This is a genomic window from Flavonifractor sp. An4 (assembly GCF_002161755.1).
Lineage (GTDB): Bacteria > Bacillota > Clostridia > Oscillospirales > Oscillospiraceae > Flavonifractor > Flavonifractor avicola.
In genome coordinates this window covers 1-19,027 of the sequence record NZ_NFIL01000042.1, presented here as the reverse complement: position 1 = coordinate 19,027, position 19,027 = coordinate 1, and the positions used below count along the sequence as shown (strand labels likewise).

19 protein-coding genes are annotated in these 19,027 nt (G+C 61.3%); 5 read left to right on the top strand and 14 right to left on the bottom strand.

Annotated elements, in window-relative coordinates; translation table 11 throughout:
- Positions 1-239: 239 nt before the first annotated feature.
- Both B5F94_RS13700 and B5F94_RS13695 read right to left on the bottom strand, forming a co-directional pair.
- On the bottom strand, positions 240-1,172 hold the full coding sequence (locus tag B5F94_RS13700; protein WP_087330882.1) for an AEC family transporter: 933 nt from the start codon (positions 1,170-1,172) through the stop codon (positions 240-242).
- Positions 1,173-1,298: 126 nt separating this feature from the next.
- The gene (locus B5F94_RS13695) at positions 1,299-2,054 is read right to left on the bottom strand and encodes a helix-turn-helix domain-containing protein (RefSeq protein ID WP_087330880.1); all 756 of its coding nucleotides are present in this window, start codon (positions 2,052-2,054) and stop codon (positions 1,299-1,301) included.
- 473 nt (positions 2,055-2,527) lie between these two features.
- On the opposite strand from B5F94_RS13695, the gene B5F94_RS13685 reads away from it, so the two are divergent.
- The 3 genes from B5F94_RS13685 (at position 2,528) to B5F94_RS13675 (ending at position 6,077) form a co-directional block, all read left to right on the top strand.
- On the top strand, positions 2,528-2,974 hold the full coding sequence (locus B5F94_RS13685) for a GNAT family N-acetyltransferase (protein WP_087330876.1): 447 nt from the start codon (positions 2,528-2,530) through the stop codon (positions 2,972-2,974).
- Between the two features lie 217 nt (positions 2,975-3,191).
- Positions 3,192-4,949, top strand: a complete 1,758-nt coding sequence (locus tag B5F94_RS13680; protein WP_087270940.1) for an ABC transporter ATP-binding protein — start codon at positions 3,192-3,194, stop codon at positions 4,947-4,949.
- 15 nt (positions 4,950-4,964) lie between these two features.
- The gene (locus B5F94_RS13675) at positions 4,965-6,077 is read left to right on the top strand and encodes a metallophosphoesterase (RefSeq protein WP_087330874.1); all 1,113 of its coding nucleotides are present in this window, start codon (positions 4,965-4,967) and stop codon (positions 6,075-6,077) included.
- Positions 6,078-6,119: 42 nt separating this feature from the next.
- On the opposite strand, the gene B5F94_RS13670 is transcribed toward B5F94_RS13675, so the two are convergent.
- Entirely contained in the window at positions 6,120-6,305 is a 186-nt protein-coding gene (locus B5F94_RS13670) for a hypothetical protein (protein ID WP_087189202.1), read from the bottom strand.
- Between the two features lie 220 nt (positions 6,306-6,525).
- Between B5F94_RS13670 and B5F94_RS13665 the strand changes: the two genes are divergently transcribed.
- Both B5F94_RS13665 and B5F94_RS13660 read left to right on the top strand, forming a co-directional pair.
- Positions 6,526-6,876 (top strand): Asp23/Gls24 family envelope stress response protein, encoded by a 351-nt coding sequence (locus B5F94_RS13665; RefSeq protein WP_087189201.1) that lies wholly within the window; start codon positions 6,526-6,528, stop codon positions 6,874-6,876.
- A gap of 35 nt (positions 6,877-6,911) precedes the next feature.
- Positions 6,912-8,588: a DAK2 domain-containing protein gene (locus B5F94_RS13660; RefSeq protein ID WP_087330873.1), complete on the top strand. Its 1,677-nt coding sequence runs from the start codon at positions 6,912-6,914 to the stop codon at positions 8,586-8,588.
- Between the two features lie 74 nt (positions 8,589-8,662).
- Here B5F94_RS13660 and B5F94_RS13655 read toward each other — a convergent pair whose 3' ends face one another.
- The 11 genes from B5F94_RS13655 to B5F94_RS16750 all read right to left on the bottom strand — a co-directional run.
- Complete coding sequence (locus B5F94_RS13655) at positions 8,663-9,628, bottom strand: IS30 family transposase (protein WP_087330871.1); 966 nt, start codon at positions 9,626-9,628, stop codon at positions 8,663-8,665.
- A gap of 156 nt (positions 9,629-9,784) precedes the next feature.
- Positions 9,785-10,489: a V-type ATP synthase subunit D gene (locus B5F94_RS13650; protein WP_087330869.1), complete on the bottom strand. Its 705-nt coding sequence runs from the start codon at positions 10,487-10,489 to the stop codon at positions 9,785-9,787.
- A gap of 3 nt (positions 10,490-10,492) precedes the next feature.
- A complete protein-coding gene (locus tag B5F94_RS13645; protein ID WP_087330867.1) occupies positions 10,493-11,875 on the bottom strand; it encodes a V-type ATP synthase subunit B in 1,383 nt (460 codons plus the stop codon).
- Entirely contained in the window at positions 11,872-13,650 is a 1,779-nt protein-coding gene (locus tag B5F94_RS13640; protein ID WP_087330865.1) for a V-type ATP synthase subunit A, read from the bottom strand. The genes B5F94_RS13645 and B5F94_RS13640 overlap by 4 nt, the downstream gene beginning before the upstream one ends.
- 228 nt (positions 13,651-13,878) lie before the next feature.
- Positions 13,879-14,193 carry a V-type ATP synthase subunit F gene (locus B5F94_RS13635; RefSeq protein WP_087330863.1) on the bottom strand — a complete coding sequence of 105 codons (315 nt, stop codon included), beginning with the start codon at positions 14,191-14,193 and terminating at the stop codon, positions 13,879-13,881.
- The gene (locus B5F94_RS13630) at positions 14,186-15,184 is read right to left on the bottom strand and encodes a V-type ATPase subunit (protein WP_087330861.1); all 999 of its coding nucleotides are present in this window, start codon (positions 15,182-15,184) and stop codon (positions 14,186-14,188) included. The genes B5F94_RS13635 and B5F94_RS13630 overlap by 8 nt, the downstream gene beginning before the upstream one ends.
- Positions 15,185-15,214: 30 nt before the next feature.
- On the bottom strand, positions 15,215-15,802 hold the full coding sequence (locus B5F94_RS13625) for a V-type ATP synthase subunit E (RefSeq protein WP_087330859.1): 588 nt from the start codon (positions 15,800-15,802) through the stop codon (positions 15,215-15,217).
- Positions 15,803-15,816: 14 nt separating this feature from the next.
- On the bottom strand, positions 15,817-16,311 hold the full coding sequence (locus tag B5F94_RS13620) for a V-type ATP synthase subunit K (RefSeq protein WP_087189193.1): 495 nt from the start codon (positions 16,309-16,311) through the stop codon (positions 15,817-15,819).
- Position 16,312: 1 nt separating this feature from the next.
- On the bottom strand, positions 16,313-18,322 hold the full coding sequence (locus B5F94_RS13615; protein WP_087330857.1) for a V-type ATP synthase subunit I: 2,010 nt from the start codon (positions 18,320-18,322) through the stop codon (positions 16,313-16,315).
- A complete protein-coding gene (locus B5F94_RS13610) occupies positions 18,322-18,636 on the bottom strand; it encodes a V-type ATPase subunit subunit G family protein (RefSeq protein WP_087270957.1) in 315 nt (104 codons plus the stop codon). Before B5F94_RS13610 ends, B5F94_RS13615 begins: the two co-directional genes overlap by 1 nt.
- Positions 18,637-18,804: 168 nt before the next feature.
- Positions 18,805-19,027: hypothetical protein (locus B5F94_RS16750; protein WP_204247498.1), on the bottom strand; the 223-nt coding region annotated here is incomplete at its 5' end.

The following is a 19,027-nucleotide window of genomic DNA, read 5'->3' as shown; positions in this document are numbered from 1 at the left end:
GGCTCAACCGTGGGGGAGGGGGTGACCTCCGGAGCCTGTCCGCCGCAGGCGGTCAAAAAAAGGGCCAGAGCCAGGGCGGCAGCCCCGGTCAGAATGGTCTGTTTTTTCATGGTAACCTCCATTGTACTGTGGGCGGCAGGCCGCCCGGCGCATGAGATGATTTAGACATTTTAACACCCGCACCCCTGTGCCGTAAATGGAAAAACGCATTCTGTAAACATTTGTGACCATTCCGGCCCTCAGGCCGCGCCGCTGAGCAGGGCGGCCAGCACCCCGCAGCAGGGCAGGGTGAGAATGGACAAAAGGGTGCTGACGGTGACCAGCTGGGCGCTGGTGGACACGTCCTGGCCGTACCGCTGGGCAAACATGGCGGTAATGCTGGCGGTGGGCACTCCGGCCAGCAGCACCAGAGTGCAGTACAGATCGGGCTCCGGGTGGAGGGGGTAGAGGATCAGGGCGGTGAGCAGGGGCATGGCCACCAGCTTGAGGCCGCAGGCCAGAAGGATGGCCGGACTGCGGAACACCGAGCGCCAGTCGGCGCTGGCCATCTGGGCCCCGATGATGACCATGGCCAGAGGGGTGTTCATACTGCCCAGAAAGCTGACGGCGCTGCCCACCATGGAGGGCAGGGTGATCCCGCACAGGAAGAGCACCAGGGCCACCACAGTACCCAGAATCCCCGGATTGAGGACGGCCTGTTTCAGAGAAACCTGCCTGCGCCCTCCCATGAGCACCACGCCCTGGCTCCAGTTGAACAGGTTGAATACGATCAGGTTGATGACGCCGTAGACCATGGCCTGCTCGCCCAGCACCAGCTGGATCAGGGGCAGGCCCATAAAGCCCACGTTGCCGTAGAGGGTGCCGAAGCGCAGGGCCTTGCCGGTGGCGGAGTTCTGCCGCCGGAACAGGGGGATGGACAGCAGGCAGTAGAGCACATACAGCCCCGCCACCAGCAGGGAGGTGTATCCCATGGACCCCAGCAGGGCAGGGGTCCGCTCGATCTGCATGGAGTCTACCAGCATACAGGGGAGCACCACGGTGAGCAGCAGATTGGTCATCTGCGGTATGGCCGCCTGGGTCAGCAGCCCCCGCTTGGCCAGGGCAAAACCCGCCGCCATCATCAGAAACATGGTCCCCACCTGGGAGGACACCATCAGCAGATACTCCAGCATTTCCGTTTCCCCCGTTCCCCCATAAAATACAGTTTATTGTATCATTAAACGGCAGCAGAGGCAAGGGAAGGGGCCTTTTCCGCACAAAATGAAGCAGCCGGCGCGTCTGGGCGCCGGCTGCCGGGATCATTGATACTTTTTGCCCACCACATAGAGGGGGAGGAACAGTCCGCCCAGAGTAAGCGCCAGGATGATGCCCAGCTGGGCCACCTGCCACAGGCCGGGGCAGATCAGCCCCAGCGCCAGGGACAGCAGGGGCATACCCGCCATAATTGCACAGGACCACGCCCGGCCCACCGTGACGATGTGGGGCCAGTTGCGGTTATTGAAGTTCAGGCCCGGCACATTCATGCGCAGCGGCCCGTCCCGCACCATGCCCAGGGGGTACCGGTCATAGACCTCCGGCAGGGTGAGCCGGGTAAAAAAGCAGAACCAGACCCCGAAGATGGCCCCCAGCACCACCGGGGTCCACAGGGCCTCGGGCACACCGGTCCACGCCCAGTTGGCCCACAGGCCCAGGCCTCCCGCCAGCAGGGAGAGTATATACCACAGGGGCCACAGGCTCCTCTCCTGCCAGGCCCGCTTGGGTCTGCCGCCAGCGCAGCGGATGGCGGTTTTCACCACGTCCTCCACCGCCTCCGGCTCCAGGGGCTGCTCCTGCCGCTCGCAGAGCAGCAGCTCGGTCACCGTCACACCCAGCAGCTCCGACAGGGGGATGAGCAGGGCGGTATCCGGGATGCTGGCCCCCGTCTCCCACTTGCTCACCGCCTTGTCGGTGATGTGGAGCTGCTCCGCCAGCTCCCGCTGGGTCCATCCCTTCTCCTTCCGCAGCCCGGCCACAAAGGCCCCGAAGGCCGCCTTGTCCATGTCGTACACGTCCATCACCTCGCTCCACCAGCATACCCCACAGAGGGCAATTTGGCAACCGAACGGCGGTAGAGTGCCCGGCTTGCAGGGGATTGGGCTGATGCTGCTGAGTCTGCTCCTGATCGTCGGCTTCAACAGCGTGGGCTGGCTCTATAAAATATGTAACGATGGTGACCAACGGGCTGGTGCCCGGTCCAGCCCTCTCTTGTAAATTCAGATAGAAACGCAAGATTATTGACATGATGGATGATGGGTAGTATGATTATATAAAATCTAATGGAAAGCGAGGTGCTCAATTATGAGAAATAACAGAACGCTCACAAAATCTGAATATCTTTTGAGGACCTCGGTTGTATTATACTAGTTTTTTATAGAATCTTTTGCCGTGGTTTCTTAACCACGGCTTTTTGTTGCAATCTTCTGTCCTCTATAGATATTCATACAAACTCGACTTATCAATGAAGTCAGAACAATTTATGGAGGAATTTATGATTCATCTCAGAAAAATTACAGAAGAAAACTTTATTGACGCATTTCATCTCAAACTTGCGCCTGGACAAGAACGCTTTGTTTCACATCCGATTCGCAGTCTGGCACAGGCTTATGTTTACAGAGAGCAATGCCAGCCGTTCGGAATATATGAGGATGAAACGATGGTTGGCTATGTTATGGTGATTTACGATTATGATATCCCTGAATATGACATCTGGCATATGATGATCGATGAATCCTATCAGAAACGGGGCTATGGCAGCGCTGCCTTGGCTCGGGTGCTGGATTACATCAAATGCAAACCTTTTGGCTCTTCCAATCGGGTCACCTTAACCTGTAACAGAGAGAATATCCGGGCACTGAATTTGTATCAAAGCAAAGGCTTTACAGAGACCGGAGCAGCAGACGAAGATGAAATAGAGCTATCTTTGATGATGCAGTAACAAATTCCCAAGCCTCAGCGGGCTTTGCTGACTTTGGACCTCCCCGCAGGAAAAGACGGTATGCAACCCCTCCACGGGGCGCATACCGCCTTTTCCTGTTATCCGGCCCTCCGGCAAGCCCATGTGGGCCGGTTTGGCAGAGGGCTTGCTCTCAGTTGACAAAGCCCTCCGCAGCGGGCTATACTGTAAGGTAACGGATTTTTGAGAGGAGACCGTCATGACCAACCAAAAAGATTTCAAAAACCGGGGCTATCTGCGGATTTTTGCCTCCTATTACAAGCCCCACTGGAAGCTGTTCCTGCTGGATATGGTGTGCGCCCTGCTGATCTGCATCGTGGACCTGCTCTTCCCCATGGTGTCCCGCTGGTCCATGCAGACCCTGCTGCCCAACCAGCTCTTTGCCACCTTCTTCGCCGTCATGGCCGCCCTGGCCCTGGCCTATGTGCTCAAGGGTGTATTCTACTTCATCGTCACCTACTGGGGCCACCTGCTGGGCGTGCGGATGGAGGCCGACATCCGCCGGGACCTGTTCTCCCATATGCAGGATCTGTCCTTCTCCTTCTACGACAAGAACCGCACCGGCCAGCTGATGAGCCGGGTCACCGGCGACCTCTTTGAGATCACCGAGCTGGCCCACCACGGCCCGGAGGACCTGTTTATCTCCTCGGTGACCATTCTGGGTGCCTTTTTCATCATGCTCACCATCCAGTGGCAGCTGGCCCTGATGGTATTCGCCGTCATTCCCATCTTCATTCTCTTTACCGCTCTTACCCGGAAAAAGATGATGAAGGCCTCCATCGAGGTCAAGGCCAAGCTGGCCGGCATCAACGGCGAGGTGGAGTCCTCCATCTCCGGTATGCGCACCGCCAAGGCCTTCGCCAACGAGGACGCCGAGAGCGCCAAGTTCAACGCCGCCAACGACCAGTTCCGCGGCGCCAAGCGGGGCTACTACAAGACCATGGCCTTCTACCAGTCGGGCATGGAGTTCTTCATGGGCATCCTGTCCGTGGTGGTCATCGCCTTCGGCGGCTTCCTCATCATGAAGGGTGAGATGGATTTCATCGATCTCACCACCTTCGCCCTCTATGTCACCACCTTCATTACCCCCATCCGCAAGCTGTCCGCCTTTGTGGAGCAGTTCATGCAGGGCATGGCTGGCTTCAAGCGGTTTACCGAGCTGATGCGGGTGGAGCCCGACATCCAGGACGCCCCCGACGCCCGCACCCTCACCGACGTGAAGGGCGACATTCTGGTGGACGACGTGACCTTCCGGTACGAGTCCTCCCCTGAGCCGGTGCTGGAGCACATTACCCTCCACGTCCGCCCCGGCGAGACGGTGGCGGTGGTGGGTCCCTCCGGCGGCGGCAAGTCCACCCTGTGCCAGCTCATCCCCCGGTTCTACGACGTCACCGGCGGCCGGGTGCTGGTGGACGGCCAGGATGTGCGGGAGCTGAAGCAGCACGACCTGCGGGAGCACATCGGTATTGTCCAGCAGGACGTGTTCCTCTTCGCCGGCACCATCTACGACAACATCCGCTACGGCCGGCCCGACGCCACCGAGGCGGAGATCATTGAGGCCGCCAAGAAGGCCGAGATCTACGACGACATTCTGGAGATGCCCGACGGCTTCCAGACCCAGGTGGGTGAGCGGGGCGTCATGCTCTCCGGCGGCCAGAAGCAGCGGGTGTCCATCGCCCGGATCTTCCTGAAAAACCCGCCCATCCTCATTCTGGACGAGGCCACCTCCGCCCTGGACACCGTCACCGAGGCCCGCATCCAGTCCGCCTTTGACGCCCTGGCCCAGGGCCGCACCACCCTCATCATTGCCCACCGGCTGTCCACCATCCGCTCCGCCGGACGCATTGTGGTCATCGACGGCTGCGGCATCGCCGAGGAGGGCACCCATGAGGAGCTGATGGCCAAGGGCGGTGAATACGCCCGGTTGTATCAGGCTCAGAAATCAGTTTCCGTATAAAGCGAGGTGGCCGGTATGGCGCGCAAAGCACGGATACAGCGGCTGGAATTCCCCGCCGGGCGGCGGGTGCTGGTGGTCAGCGACATCCACGGCAGCCTGCCCCTGTTCCAGAGCCTGCTGGACAAGGCGGGCTACGGCCCTGACGACATTCTGGTGCTGCTGGGGGATCTGGTGGAAAAGGGCCAGGACAGCCTGGCGGTGCTGCGCTATGTCATGGACCTGTCTACCCGCCGGACGGTGTACTGCGTCAAGGGCAACTGCGACGATCTGGTCACCGAATTTGTGGAATCCCCCCAGGTGCGGCCGGAATTTTTCCACCACTACCTCAACGTGTGGCGCAACCGCTGCACCCTGCTCCAGATGGGTCAGGAGGCAGGCTTTGAGACCCGTTCCCCGGAGGATCTGCCCGCCCTGCGGCAGGTAATCCTGGACCACTTCGGCCCGGAGCTGGCCTTTCTGGACACCATGCCCGAGATCCTGCTCACCCCCGACTATCTGTTTGTCCACGGTGGGGTGTGGGATGAGGACCATCTGGAGGACATGACCGCCTGGGACTGCATGAAAAACGACAGTTTCCTGGACCGGGGCATCTGCTTCCGCCGGTGGTGCATTGTGGGACACACCCCGGTGACCCTCTACCATCCCCACATTCCCACTACGCACCCCCTGGTATCGGAGAAACAGCACATCGTATCCATCGACGGCGGCTGCGCCCTCCAGCGGGACGCCCAGCTCAACGCCCTGGTGCTCCCCCAGCAGCCGGGGGAGGGGTTCACCTGGTTTTCCTGCGACGGTCTGCCCACCGCCATGGCCCTGGACAAACAGGAGGAGACGCCCCAGTCGGTGAATGTGCGCTGGGGCCACAGTCAGGTGGAGGTGCTGCTGCGGGGCGGAGCTCTGTGCCGCTGCCGCCATCTGGAGAGCGGCCGGGAGGTGGACGTACTCACCGATTACCTCTACCGCTCCGGCGAGGAGACGTTGTGCAAGGAATCCACCGACTACCGCCCGGCGGTGGAGCCGGGGGACATTCTGTCCGTCGTCCGCCGGCTGGCCGACCGGGCTTTGGTGAAGAAGAACGGGGTCACCGGCTGGTACTTCGGACGGCTGTGCCGCCCGCCTCAAACGTAAAAAAAGGCCGCTGCCCATGGCAGCGGCCCTTTTTCAAGTTTCTTACTCTTCCCAGTCGGCGAACTCCACGTCCTCCATGCAGTCGTCGCACTTGCCGGAGATGAGGCCCTTCACCTTGCAGACCAGCTCCATGAGCTTGTCCCAGTAGGCCACCACAGCATAGACCACCGCGCCCAGCACTGCCAGCACGGCCAAAAACTTCACAATACCGCAGAAAAACTTTTTCATGATCCAAACAGCCTCCTTTGTGTTGAACGCAATGTGCTGATGAGAACAGTGTACACGTTTTTGTGGGAAATTACAAGTGTACATTCCCACTTTGAAGAAACTTTTTTCCCTTGTATTTTGTGGTGAAATAGAATACAATAAAAAGACAAACAATAGAACCTTTTCCCCCGCTTTGACGGGGATGCCATGCAGACACCCCAGGAAAGGAAGGGATCAGATCATGAAGCTGCAAACCGAACAGGGCGAGATCACCATCAGCAGCGAAGTGTTTACCAACATCACCGGCGCCGCCGCTACCAACTGCTACGGCGTGAAGGGTATGGCGGTCCGCTCCAAGGCGGACGGCCTGGTCCACCTGCTGCGCCGGGAGTCCATGGGTAAGGGCGTTAAAGTCACTTACAATGAGGATTCCACCGTCTCCATCGAGCTGCACATCATTGTGGACAACGGCGTGAACCTGATGGCGGTCAGCCGCTCCATTATGAGCGAGGTCCGCTATATCGTGCAGCGTACCACCGGCGCCGAAGTGCGCAACGTGGACGTGTGCATCGATTCCATGGTCATCGGCTGAGGCCGGTCCGCCCATTGAAAGGAAGGAACACAGACATGAGAGAGCGCATTGACGGAGCGTCCTTTGCCCAGGCTATCATCCACGCGGCAGCCTCCATCAATCTTCAAAAACAGCAGATCAACGAGCTGAACGTATTCCCCGTGCCTGACGGCGACACCGGTACCAACATGGGCCTGACCATCTCCACCGCCGCCGCCGAGCTGAAGAAAAAACAACCCCGTACCGTAGGCGAGGCCGCCGCTACCAACGCCTCCGCCCTGCTGCGGGGCGCCCGCGGCAACTCGGGCGTCATCCTGTCCCTGCTGTTCCGGGGCTTCTCCAAGGCCGTGAAGGACAAGGAGACCATCGACGGTCGGGATCTGGCCATTGCCCTGGACTTCGGCGTGGCCGCCGCCTACAAGGCCGTTATGAAGCCCGCCGAGGGCACCATCCTCACCGTGTCCCGTCTGGCCGCCGCCCGGGCTGCCGACGCCGCCCGCAAGACTCCCAACGACCCTGAGGCCGTGCTGGAAGCCGCTATTGCCGAGGGCCAGGTGGCCCTGGAGCACACCACCGAGATGAACCCCGTCCTCAAGAAGGCGGGTGTGGTGGACGCCGGCGGCAAGGGCTTCCTGGTGATCCTCCAGGGTATGCTGGACTCCCTGCGGGGCCTGCCCCTGCCTGAGGGAGGCGAGGAGAGCAAGACGGAGACCAAGACCGACTATGCCGCTATCGCCGCCGAGGAGATCACCTTCACCTTCGACACGGTGTTCATTGTCCGCAAGACCACCAACAAGGAGCTGACCTCCTTCGAGGCCTACCTGAACAGCATCGGCGACAGCCTGGTGATCGGCGAGGATGACGACTGCTTCAAGGTCCATGTCCACACCGACATTCCCGGCGCCGCCCTCACCGAGGCCCAGAAGTACGGCACCCTGGAGCTGGCCAAGATCGAGAATATGCGCACCCAGTCCGAGGATCTGGCCGCCGGACGCCACATCCAGAGCACCGACGATCTGGAGGAGGACGACCACGACCACCACGAGGGCGGCCGGAAGATCGCCCCTCCCGAGAAGAAGTACGGTGTAGTAGCGGTTGCCGCCGGCGACGGCCTGGCCGCTGTGTTCAAGGATCTGGGCGCTGACGGCGTGATCAGCGGCGGTCAGACCATGAACCCCTCCACCGACGACATTATGAAAGTGATCGACGCCACTCCGGCGGAGATCGTCTTTGTGCTGCCCAACAACGGCAACATCATCATGGCCGCTCAGCAGTGCATCCCCCTGGCGGAGGGCAAGCAGGTGGTGGTTCTCCCCACCAAGACCGTACCCCAGGGCATCTCCGCTCTGATGGTCATGGATCTGGACGCCTCCCAGGAGGACAATGTGGCCGCCATGACCGAGGCCATCGGCAACGTCCACACCTCCGAGATCACCTACGCCGCCCGGGACTCCGACTTTGACGGCTTCGCCATCAAGCAGGGGGACTACCTGGCCCTCACCGAGCACCAGCTCTTTGGCACCGATCAGAATCTGGACACCCTGCTGCGCCGTCTGGCCGAGGCTGACGCCCAGCAGTCCGCCGAGTTTATCAACATCTTCTACGGCGAGGATGTGTCCGAGGACGACGCCCAGAAGGCTCTGGCGCTCTTCACCGAGTGCTGCCCCAACGCCGAAATCACCCTGCTCTCCGGCGGTCAGCCCGTCTACTACTATATGATTTCCGCCGAATAAGCCGGTATACAGACCGGGGCGGCCCAGTGTGGGCCGCCCCGGTTTTTTGCGCTTATGCCAAGTGAATTGTCAAACTAAGTGCAACAGGAAATGAGTTCAAAGTCCCATAATTCCTGAGCGGAATGGAAGTTCAAAACTTTGCGAGGCCTGGCGTTGATTAACGCCAGGTTTCGTTTTAGGGTGGCAGGAGCGACCCTGGATAGATTCCTGCCTTTGGGATAGAACTCCCGGAGCAGTCCGTTGAGATTCTCGTTTGTGCCTTTCTGCCAGGCACAATAGGGGTCGGCAAAATAGACATCGCAGTGCAGTCGTTCTTCAATTCTGCGCCAGTTGGCAAATTCCGCGCCCCGGTCACAAGTGATCGTCTTGACCAACTGTGGAGGGAAGGCGGAAAGCACAGAGACGATCGCGTTCTCCATGGTCTCTGCCCTTCGGTCAGGAATTTTAACGGCAATATAAAAGCGTGTCTTGCGTTCCGCCAGGGTGGCGAAGCAGGCCTTGCTTTTGCCCTGGCCGCTCACCACCGTATCGGCTTCCCAGTGTCCGGCTTCTTTCCGGCTGTACACGGATCTGTCCCGTTTGCGGATCGACTTGCCCTTACTGTATTTTCCACGCGTTTCCTTGCTCCCGTGGCTTTTCCCCTTGCGCCGCAGAACTTTCAGATTTCCGTTCACAAGATATTTCTCATAGATCCACCGGTAGATCGTCCGCCAGCTGGGCATCTTCAGCTCGCACGGTGTGCAGGCGATCTGTTCCGGCGACCAGGTCGCTTTCAATTTCTCATTGATGTAGTTGATCACTTCTTGTGAGTGAAACATTCCGCGGTGGCAGTAGGACCGCCGCAGCAGATACTTCTTTTGTGCTGTGTGAGGATAGTAAGTAGGAATGTCGTACATATGTGTACAGTTACGCCGTATCTCCCGCGAAATTGTACTCACATTCCTTCCTACCAACCGGGCGATCTCTCGGTAGCTCAGACCATCCACATAATATTTCCGTATACAACTACGTTCTTCTATGCTAAGATGATGGTAGTTCATATAGTCCCCTCCTGGTGTTTTGGTTGTGTGGTTACTCCATTCTACCACAGGGGGCTGTATGAACTCTTTTTATTCTCTTAACTGTTGCACTTGATAGTATAATTCACCTGCCACAAAAAAAGACGGTCCCTATCGGGACCGTCTTTTTTATGATCGTTATACCTCTTCCTGTTTTCCGCCAAAGGCTTCCACCGCGCGGGCGTCGGCCTCCTGGCGTTCCTCGATGGCTTCCTTGAGGAGCATATCCTTCACCTTCATCAGACGGATGGTGTTGGAGCGCTCGTTCTCGTCCAGCTTCATGGAGATATACTTGATGGCCTCTTCCATCTGGGGGATCTTCACATACTCCAGGGCATTGACCCGGCGGCGGGTCTTTTCGATCTCCTCCGCCAGCAGCTGGGAGGTCTTTTCGATCTCAGCCAGCTTGAGCATATCCTGGAACACCCCGGACAGGGCGTCCACCGCGCCGTCCAGCTCGCCGGAGGTGGCGGCGAAGCCGTAGGGGTAGATCTCACCGGCGTCGTCGCTCTTGGTGCGGAACTGGTAGACGGGCACGTTGACGCTCATGATGTTCTGGAAGGTCATGTCCAGCTCCACGCTCTGCTTGGGATACAGGAGGGACTGCTCCAGCATCTCGGAAGACATGAGGGCGGAGGCCACGGTGAAGGAGCCGTGGGCTTTCATCAGCCCCTCCTCCACCTTCTTCCGCAGGGCCCGGTTCTCCCGCACCACGTCCATGAACTGCTTCATCAGCTCATCCCGCTTATCCTTCAGCAGCTTGTGGCCCCGGATGGAGGTCTTGAGCCGGGTTTTCAGCCGGGTCAGCTCCTGCCGGGTAGGGTTCACGTTAATGGCCGGCATGATTTATCCCTCCTTTTTCGGGAGGTATTTCTCGATATACTCCGGCTTGATACGCTTCAGCTCCGCGCGGGGCAGCAGGCTCAGCAGATCCCAGCCCAGGTCCAGGGTCTCGATGATGGAGCGGTTCTCATCGGTACCCTGGGAGACGTAGCGCTTTTCAAACTCGTCGGCAAACTTGGCGTACAGCAGGTCGGTGGGGGAGAGGGCGGCCTCGCCCAGGATGCTCATCAGCTCCTTGTTCTCCTTACCGGTGGAGTAGGCGGCAAAGAGCTGGTTCATGGTGCCCGCGTGGTCCTCACGGGTCTTGCCCACGCCCACGCCCTTATCCTTCAGACGGGACAGGGAGGGCAGCACGTCCACCGGGGGATTGATGCCCTTGCGGAACAGCTCCCGGGACAGGATGATCTGGCCCTCGGTGATATAGCCGGTCAGGTCGGGAATGGGGTGGGTCTTGTCGTCCTCGGGCATGGTGAGGATGGGGATCATGGTGATGGAGCCCTTCTTGCCCAGCTGACGGCCGGCGCGCTCGTACATGGTGGCAAGGTCGGTGTACAGGTAGCCGGGGTAGCCGCGGCGGCCGGGGACCTCCTTCTTGGCCGCGGACACCTCACGGAGGGCCTCGGCGTAGTTGGTGATGTCGGTCAGGATGACCAGCACGTGCATATCCTTCTCAAAGGCCAGGTACTCCGCGGCGGTGAGGGCCATACGGGGGGTGGCGATACGCTCGACGGCAGGGTCGTTGGCCAGGTTGGTAAACAGCACGGTACGGTCGATGGCGCCGGTGCGGCGGAACTCCTGCACGAAGAAGTCGGACTCCTCGAAGGTGATGCCGATGGCGGCGAAGACCACGGCGAAGTTGCCGGCGTCGTCGCCCAGCACCTTGGCCTGACGGGCGATCTGGGCGGCCAGGGCGGCGTGGGGCAGGCCGGAGCCGGAGAAGATGGGCAGCTTCTGGCCGCGGACCAGGGTATTCAGACCGTCGATGGTGGAGATGCCGGTCTGGATAAACTCGTTGGGGTAGTCCCGGGCGGCGGGATTCATGGGCAGGCCGTTGATGTCACGGTACTCCTCGGCCATGATCTCGGGACCGCCGTCGATGGGACGGCCCATGCCGTTGAACACCCGGCCCAGCATATCGCCGGACACGGGGAGCTGAAGGGGGTGACCCAGGAAGCGGACCTTGGACTGGGCCAGGTTGATGCCGGCGGAGGACTCGAAGAGCTGCACCACCGCGTTGTCGCCGTTGACCTCCAGCACCTTACAGCGGCGGATGGAGCCGTCGGACAGCTCGATCTCGGCCAGCTCATCGTAGGTGACGCCGGAGACCTTGCGGACCACCATCAGGGGGCCGTTGATCTCCTGAATGGTACGGTATTCACGGATCATGCCTCTTCACCTCCCTTGGCCGCAATGGCCTCGATCTGCTCTTCCATTTCCCGGGCCATATCGGCGTAGACGGTGGGGAACTGGTCGTCAGGTACGCTCTTGGCACGGCCCATCTTCTCACGGAAGGGGATGTTGAACAGTTCGGACACGGTCGCGCCCTTCTCGATGGCGGCCCGGCACAGCTTGTCGTAATCCAGGATCATCTGGATCATCTTGTCCTGGCGCTCGTAGCTGGAGTACCAGTCCACTTCCATAAAGCCGTTCTGCTGGAGGAAATCCTCGCGCAGCATCTTGGCGGTCTCCAGGGTCAGCTGGTCGCCGGCGGACAGGGAGTCCTTACCAACCAGCTGCACGATCTCGTTCAGGCTGGCCTCCTCCTGGAGGATGGACATGGACTTGTCGCGGTTGACCATGAACTGGGGACCCAGGTGCTCGTCGTACCAGGGCTTCAGGGAGTCCAGGTACAGGGAGTAGGAGTTCAGCCAGTTGATGGCGGGGAAGTGACGGCGGTAGGCCAGGGAGGCGTCCAGGGCCCAGAACACCTTGACGATACGCATGGTGGCCTGGGACACGGGCTCGGACAGGTCGCCGCCGGGCGGGGAAACGGCGCCCACGGCGGTCAGAGAGCCCCGGCGGTCGGCGTCGGAGCCGATGCACTCCACCATGCCGGCCCGCTCGTAGAACTGGGCCAGACGGGAGGACAGGTAGGCGGGGTAGCCTTCCTCGCCGGGCATCTCTTCCAGACGGCCGGACATCTCACGCAGAGCCTCGGCCCAGCGGGAGGTGGAGTCGGCGATGACGGCCACATGGTAGCCCATGTCGCGGAAGTACTCGGCGATGGTGATGCCGGTATAGATGGATGCCTCACGGGCAGCCACGGGCATATCAGAGGTGTTGGCAATCAGCACGGTCCGCTTCATCAGGGACTCGCCGGTACGGGGGTCCACCAGCTCGGGGAACTCCCGGAGCACGTCGGTCATCTCGTTGCCGCGCTCGCCGCAGCCGATGTAGACCACGATGTCCACGTCGGACCACTTGGCCAGCTGGTGCTGCATGACGGTCTTGCCGGAGCCGAAGGGGCCGGGGATGGCGGCGGTGCCGCCCTTGGCCACGGGGAACATGGCGTCCACGATACGCTGGCCGGACAGCAGGGGGGTCTTGGGGGGATACTTATGCTTGTAGGGGCGGCCCACACGGACGGGCCACTTCTGCACCATGGTGAGATCATGCTTCTCGCCCTTGTCGTCCACCAGCACAGCCACGGTGTCCAGCACGGTGAACTCGCCGGACTGGATGGACTCGATGGTGCCGCTCATCTTGGGGGGGATCATGATCTTGTGGAGCACCACGCTGGTCTCCTGGACGGTGCCGATGACGTCGCCGCCGATGACCTTGGCGCCGGGCTGGACGGTGGCGTTGAACTGCCACTTCTTCTCCCGGTCCAGGGCGGGGACCTCCACGCCGCGGGGCAGGTTGTTGGAGCCCGCCTTCTTCATGATGCCCTCCAGGGGGCGCTGGATGCCGTCGTAGATGTTCTCAATAATGCCGGGGCCCAGCTCCACGGACATGGGGGCGCCGGTGGTCTCCACCACGGCGCCGGGGCCCAGGCCGGAGGTCTCCTCGTAGACCTGGATGGAGGCGGAGTCGCCGTTCATGGTGAGGATCTCACCGATGAGGCGCTGCTCGCCCACACGGACCACGTCGGCCATGTTGGCGTCGGTCAGTCCGGTGGCCACCACCAGCGGGCCGGAGACTTTGACGATTTTTCCGCTCAAATAGCTCAACCTTCTTTCTCGTCGGCGCAAACTTCACATCCTTCGCGTCCCCGTAAACGGGAACGCTCACTCGTTCCGTTGCGCCTCCTCCTCCCCGCCGGACCCACTTCGTTGGGCTCCGGCGGGGGTGCGGGCGGGTGTGGGCACCCGCCCCTACAGAGCAATGAAAGATCTGCGCGCGTAGGGGACGATGCCCACATCGTCCCATTTGACCCGTGCAGTCAGCAGTTAAAGAATATCCGCGCCCACGGCCCGTTCCACGGCGCTCTTGACGTTGGCCATACCGATGCCCAGAGAGCCGTCCTTGCCGGGGATGAGGATGATGGCCGGGGTGAGCTCATCCTTGTACCGGGCCACCTCCGCCGTCATACCGGCGGCGTACTGCTCGGTGAGGTAGATCACCGCGTAATTTTCCTTGGCCAGCTGGTGGAGGGTCTGCTTGGCCTCCTCCACGGTCTCGGCGGGAAACACATCCAGCCCCAGGGCCTTGAAGCCCAGCACGCTGTCCTTGTCTCCCAGCACTGCGATTCTGTACTTAGACATAGGCTTCACGCAGCCTTTCCCGGATGGTGTCCCCGTCCAGCCCCGCCATGCGGCCGGACAGAATGGTGCGGATGGCGGTGAACTCGTTCTCCCTGGCGTACAGGTAGCCGATCACCGCCTGCTCCCCGAAGGGGATGCGGCGGGCCTGGGCCAGATAGCCCATCACCGCGTTGTCGCACAGGCGCTCAAAGGCGGTGAGCTCCCCGCTGCCGGGGGCGGTGAGGGCGGCGCCTGCGGCGGCCGCCTCGCTGAGGGGGCCCGCCCGGAACAGGGCGGCCAGGTCGCTGCCCTTGCCGGAGGTGAGGGTGTGTACCTCCACGTTGCCGCCGGGCAGCAGCACCTGATTGAGGAAATCGTTGCCCTTGCCCATACGGGCGGCCCGGACGGCGGAGCGCAGGTTGGTGGAATCAATGAGCAGGCGGACATACCCCTCCAGGAAGGGACTGCCCACCGCCTTGGCGGCCTGGCTCATCTCGGCGAAGTAGGCCCGGTCCAGCACGAAGTCGGCCAGCTGGGGGTCGTTGCCGCCATTGAGCAGCTCCCGGGCCTGGACGATGGCCTGCCGGAAGGGATCGGTGAAGTCCCGCAGGTTGTCCCGCTGGTAGGCCTCCTTGATCTGGGCGGCGGTCCAGCGACCGCCCTCCATCAGCAGCCGGTCGGGCTCAGCCCCTACGGCAGCGGCCTTGATGAGGGTCTTGGCGTTGTGGTAGTCGTATTTCATCTGGAACACGTCCACCAGCCGCTTGTCGGGCACCGCGCCCTTCAGCTCCTTGTACAGAGCGGCCCGGGCGGCGGAGAGCAGTTCGTCCAGAGCGGCGTGGGTGAGGGCGGTCAGCTCCCCGTAGCCGCACTCGGTGAGGACCTTGGCGGCCTCATCGTCGGTGCGGGCGTCCAGCATCCGCTCCATCCGCTCCCGGGTAAGGAGACGGTTCTCCATGGCCCGGATACGGGCGGATATGGTCAGATAGTCGGTATCTTTGATCTTAGCCAAAATGTTGCCTCCTTACTTGCAAGGAGCGCATCAGTCAAAGAGCACCTTGGCCACCTCGCGGTCCATTTCGCCCCGCTGGAGGCGCACCAGCGTCTCAAAGGTGCAGTTGACCTCCACGTCCCCGTCGCTGAGGATGAGGCCCCCCTGAATGGGGCGGGACTGCTCGGACATGGTCAGGTGTCCGTCGCCCAGCTTCTCGTTGGCCTGGGTGACCACCGCCTTGCCGTAGCGGGCGCGGTCCTTCTGGGAGAAGATGACCGCCTCCCGGCCGGTGGAGGAGGCCTTCACGGCCAGGTCGGCCAGCAGGTTCACATACTCCTTGTCGGGCAGGTTCACCAGCTTCTCCAGCGCCAGGTCGTAGGCCTTGGAGAGCATCTCCTGCTTGGCGGCCAGCTCCAGCTTGCGGGCGTCCAGCTGGGCCACGCTGGCCAGCCGCTCTACGCGCTCGTCGGCGTTGCGGCGGCCACGGGAGAGGATCTCCTCGCTCTCCCGCTGGGCCTGAGCCTCATACCGGGCCGTGATCTCGTCGGCCTGACGGCGGGCCTCGGCGTTGATGTCGTCGATCTCCCGTCCGGCGTCGGCCGCGATGCGTCCGGTGATTTTTTCAATTCCGTCCATAGTCTACCTCTTGCTTAGAAGCCGAACATGATCATCAGGAAGGAGATGAGCAGGGACAGGATGGCGTAGAACTCCACGATGATACAGAGCACCATGCCCTTGGACCAGTCGTTGGGGTTCTTGGCCACGATGTTGATGGAGGCGGCAGCCACGCGGCCCTGAGCGATACCGGAGAGCAGACCGCCGAGAGCCATGGGGATGCAGGCGGCCAGGACGATGAGGCCCTGGGCGATGGTCAGCTCACCCACGGTGCCGCTGAACAGGCCCATCTTCATCAGGGCCAGGAAGCCGATGACCAGGCCGTACAGGCCCTGGGTGCCGGGGATAACCTGCAGGATCATACACTTGGAGAACTGAGAGGGGTCCTCGGCCAGCAGGCCGGCGCCCGCCTCACCGGCCAGGCCGGTGCCCTTGGCGGAACCAACGCAGGCCAGGCCTGCAGCAAGAGCGGCGCCCAGGAAACCAAAGAACGCGCCAGCGTATTGGGTCAGAAATTCACCGAATGTCATGTTACTCTTCCTCCTTAATGTCGACATACTTTGTCGCAATGTTCAGGGGCCGCCAGGGGCGTCCGCCCTCTTCATAGAACTGCTTGAAAAATTCCAGGTATTGCAGACGGGACGTGTGGACGTAGGTGCCGATCACGTTCAGGCCGATGTTGAAGGCGTGGCCGATGATGAAGATGATGAAGAAGATGGGGATGCCGATGGCCGGGGGCATTCCGCCGCCGGGCATGGCGCCCAGAATGTTGAACACCTGGCCGATGACGGAACCGGCCAGCATCATGACCATCAGACGGGAGTAGGAGAGGATGTCTCCGAAGTAGCCCGTCACGCCGTTGTACACCGCGCCGATGATGGCGGTCACCTTGCCGAAGCCCTTGGCCGTGCGGCCCTGGCCCAGCAGCATCAGGCAGCCGATGATGAGCACCACCGGGTAGCCCGCCACATTGCCGATGCCTGCGGCAAAGAGGCCGATACCCACAAAGATGACCCACCAGGTACCGATGTCCAGGATGGCGTCCACCACCTGGCCCCGGCGGCACAACATCCAGAACTTCACCGCCATGCCCACCACGATCTGCACAAAGCCCACGGCCAGCGCAAAGACCAGCACGGTCATGGGGTCGCCCATGACGTTGAGCAGGGGACCGGGCACGCCCGTCACCCCGTCGGGCACCGACAGGAAGGGGATCACCGGCTGAGACAGGCCCAGCATACTGGTGAACTGAGCCAGGAAGTCGGAGAAGAAGCCGCCGGTGAAGAAGCCGATGACGGCAGAGGAAATGCCGCACATGATCATCAGCCGGATCAGCTGTCCGAAGCCCCCCTTGGGGTGGACCTTGTGGTTGATGAAGGCGCAGGCCCCCGCCAGGATCAGGCCGTAGCCCAGATCGGCGAACATGAAGCCGAAGAAGAACACATAGAAGGGCATCATCAGCCCGTTGGGGTCCACACCGTCATAGGCGGGCAGGGAGTACATCTCCGTAATGGTGGTCAGCGGCTCGGTAAAGCGGTTGTTCTTCAGCTTCACCGGCACCACCGGGTAGTCCTCGGGCACCGGGTCCTGGGTCTCCCAGCAGCAGGTGTACTGCCCCAGCTGCTCCAGCAGTTTTTTCTCGTCGGGGACGGGCACCCAGCCCTCCAGGAAGAAGGCGGAGCTGCTGTCCAGCAGGCGGCAGCGGGCCTCCTCCCGGGCGATCTCCTGATCGGCCCGGTCCAGGCACTGCTCCAGCGCGCCCTTTTTGGCGGCGTATTCCCCCACCTGGGCGATGGTGGACTCCAGCTCACGGGCGGCGTCGGCCAGCTGTTCATCCAGCCGCTTGTCGTTCTCCGCCGCCGTTCCCGTCCAGCCCCGCAGGGCCGCCCGGGAGAAACCGTACTCCTTGAGCACCGCCTGGCAGTCCTCCTCCACGCTGCGGTGGCAGAGGAACACCAGATATTTCAGTTCGTTGTCCGCCCCCGCCCGCATGAGCTCATACAGGTCGGTGACCGCCCCCAGGGCCCCGTCCATGGCGTCCAGATCGGTGGACGCGGCCACGGTGCCGAAGGACACCGCCACCTCCGGGGTAGAGGCCGTCTCCAGGGGGATATCCAGCGCCAGCCAGGGAGCCAGCGCCAGCTTTTGAGTCCGCAGTTTGTTCTGCTCGGCGTACAGAGCCGAGATCTTCCGCTCCAGGGCCACCAGCTGCCCGGCGTCCGCCAGGCCGGTCCGGTAGGCCGCGTCGTCGAAGAGCTCTCCCTCTGTAATCACCGGTCTGGGGGTGAGGAGCCCGCCCTTCTGTTTGGGGCCGTACTTCTTCAGGGCTTTCAGGGCGTTCTCCACGCTGGAACGGGCGTCCCTGGCCTCGTTCAGCGCCCCGGTGTCCGGCCGTGTGAGGCTGGCCCAGTCGGGGTCGTCCTTGCGGTCCCCCGGCTCGTCAATCTCCACACAGCCCAAATGCTGAAGCAGCCGCAGCATGGACTCCCGCTCGGATTGCATTCCAATGAGCCGCAGCCGCTTCATTTTCACAATGGACATCAGTTCTTCACTACCCTTCTCACGATGCTCTCAGCGGCGTCGGCCAGACGGCCCTCCGCCTTGGAGCGCAGGGCGTCGCAGGCCTTCTGCGTCTGGGCGTTGACCTCCGCGGCGTGCTTGGCCGCCGTTTCCTCCGCGGAACGCATAAATTCACGGACCTGAGCCTCGGCCTGAGCCCGGGCTTCCGCCAGCCGGGCCTTGCCAGCCCGCTCGGCCTCCGCCACGGTGCGCTTGGCCTCCGCCTGTGCTTCCGCCTTGCGCTGCTTGTTGGCCTGTTCAGCCTCAGTCACCTGCTTGATCGCTTCCAGAGACATACATTCACCGCCTTTCCCCATCTCTTGTCCCTCCGGACAATTTTCCCGATGTTACCTGAATCATACTTCAATCCCAGGCTGATTGCAAGTTTAAAATTATGAGTTTAGTTTTTTGTATGCATTTTTTCATCTCCAAAATCTTTTGATTTTCAGCTGTTTTTTTGTTAATCATGCAAATTCTTTAAATATTTTGCATGATTTTAATATGGCGCAAACTTCGTTAAATTCTTCACAAAAAATTTTGTGGATTTTTACCATAGTGTAAACAGGTAAATGAACACATCCACCAGCGAAGCTGGTGGTTGTCACTATGCGGGCATAGCCCTCTGTTCCTCGCGGACGCGTGCAACGCGTAATACGGTCTGCCAGCTGCGTAAGGACTGTTACTTGC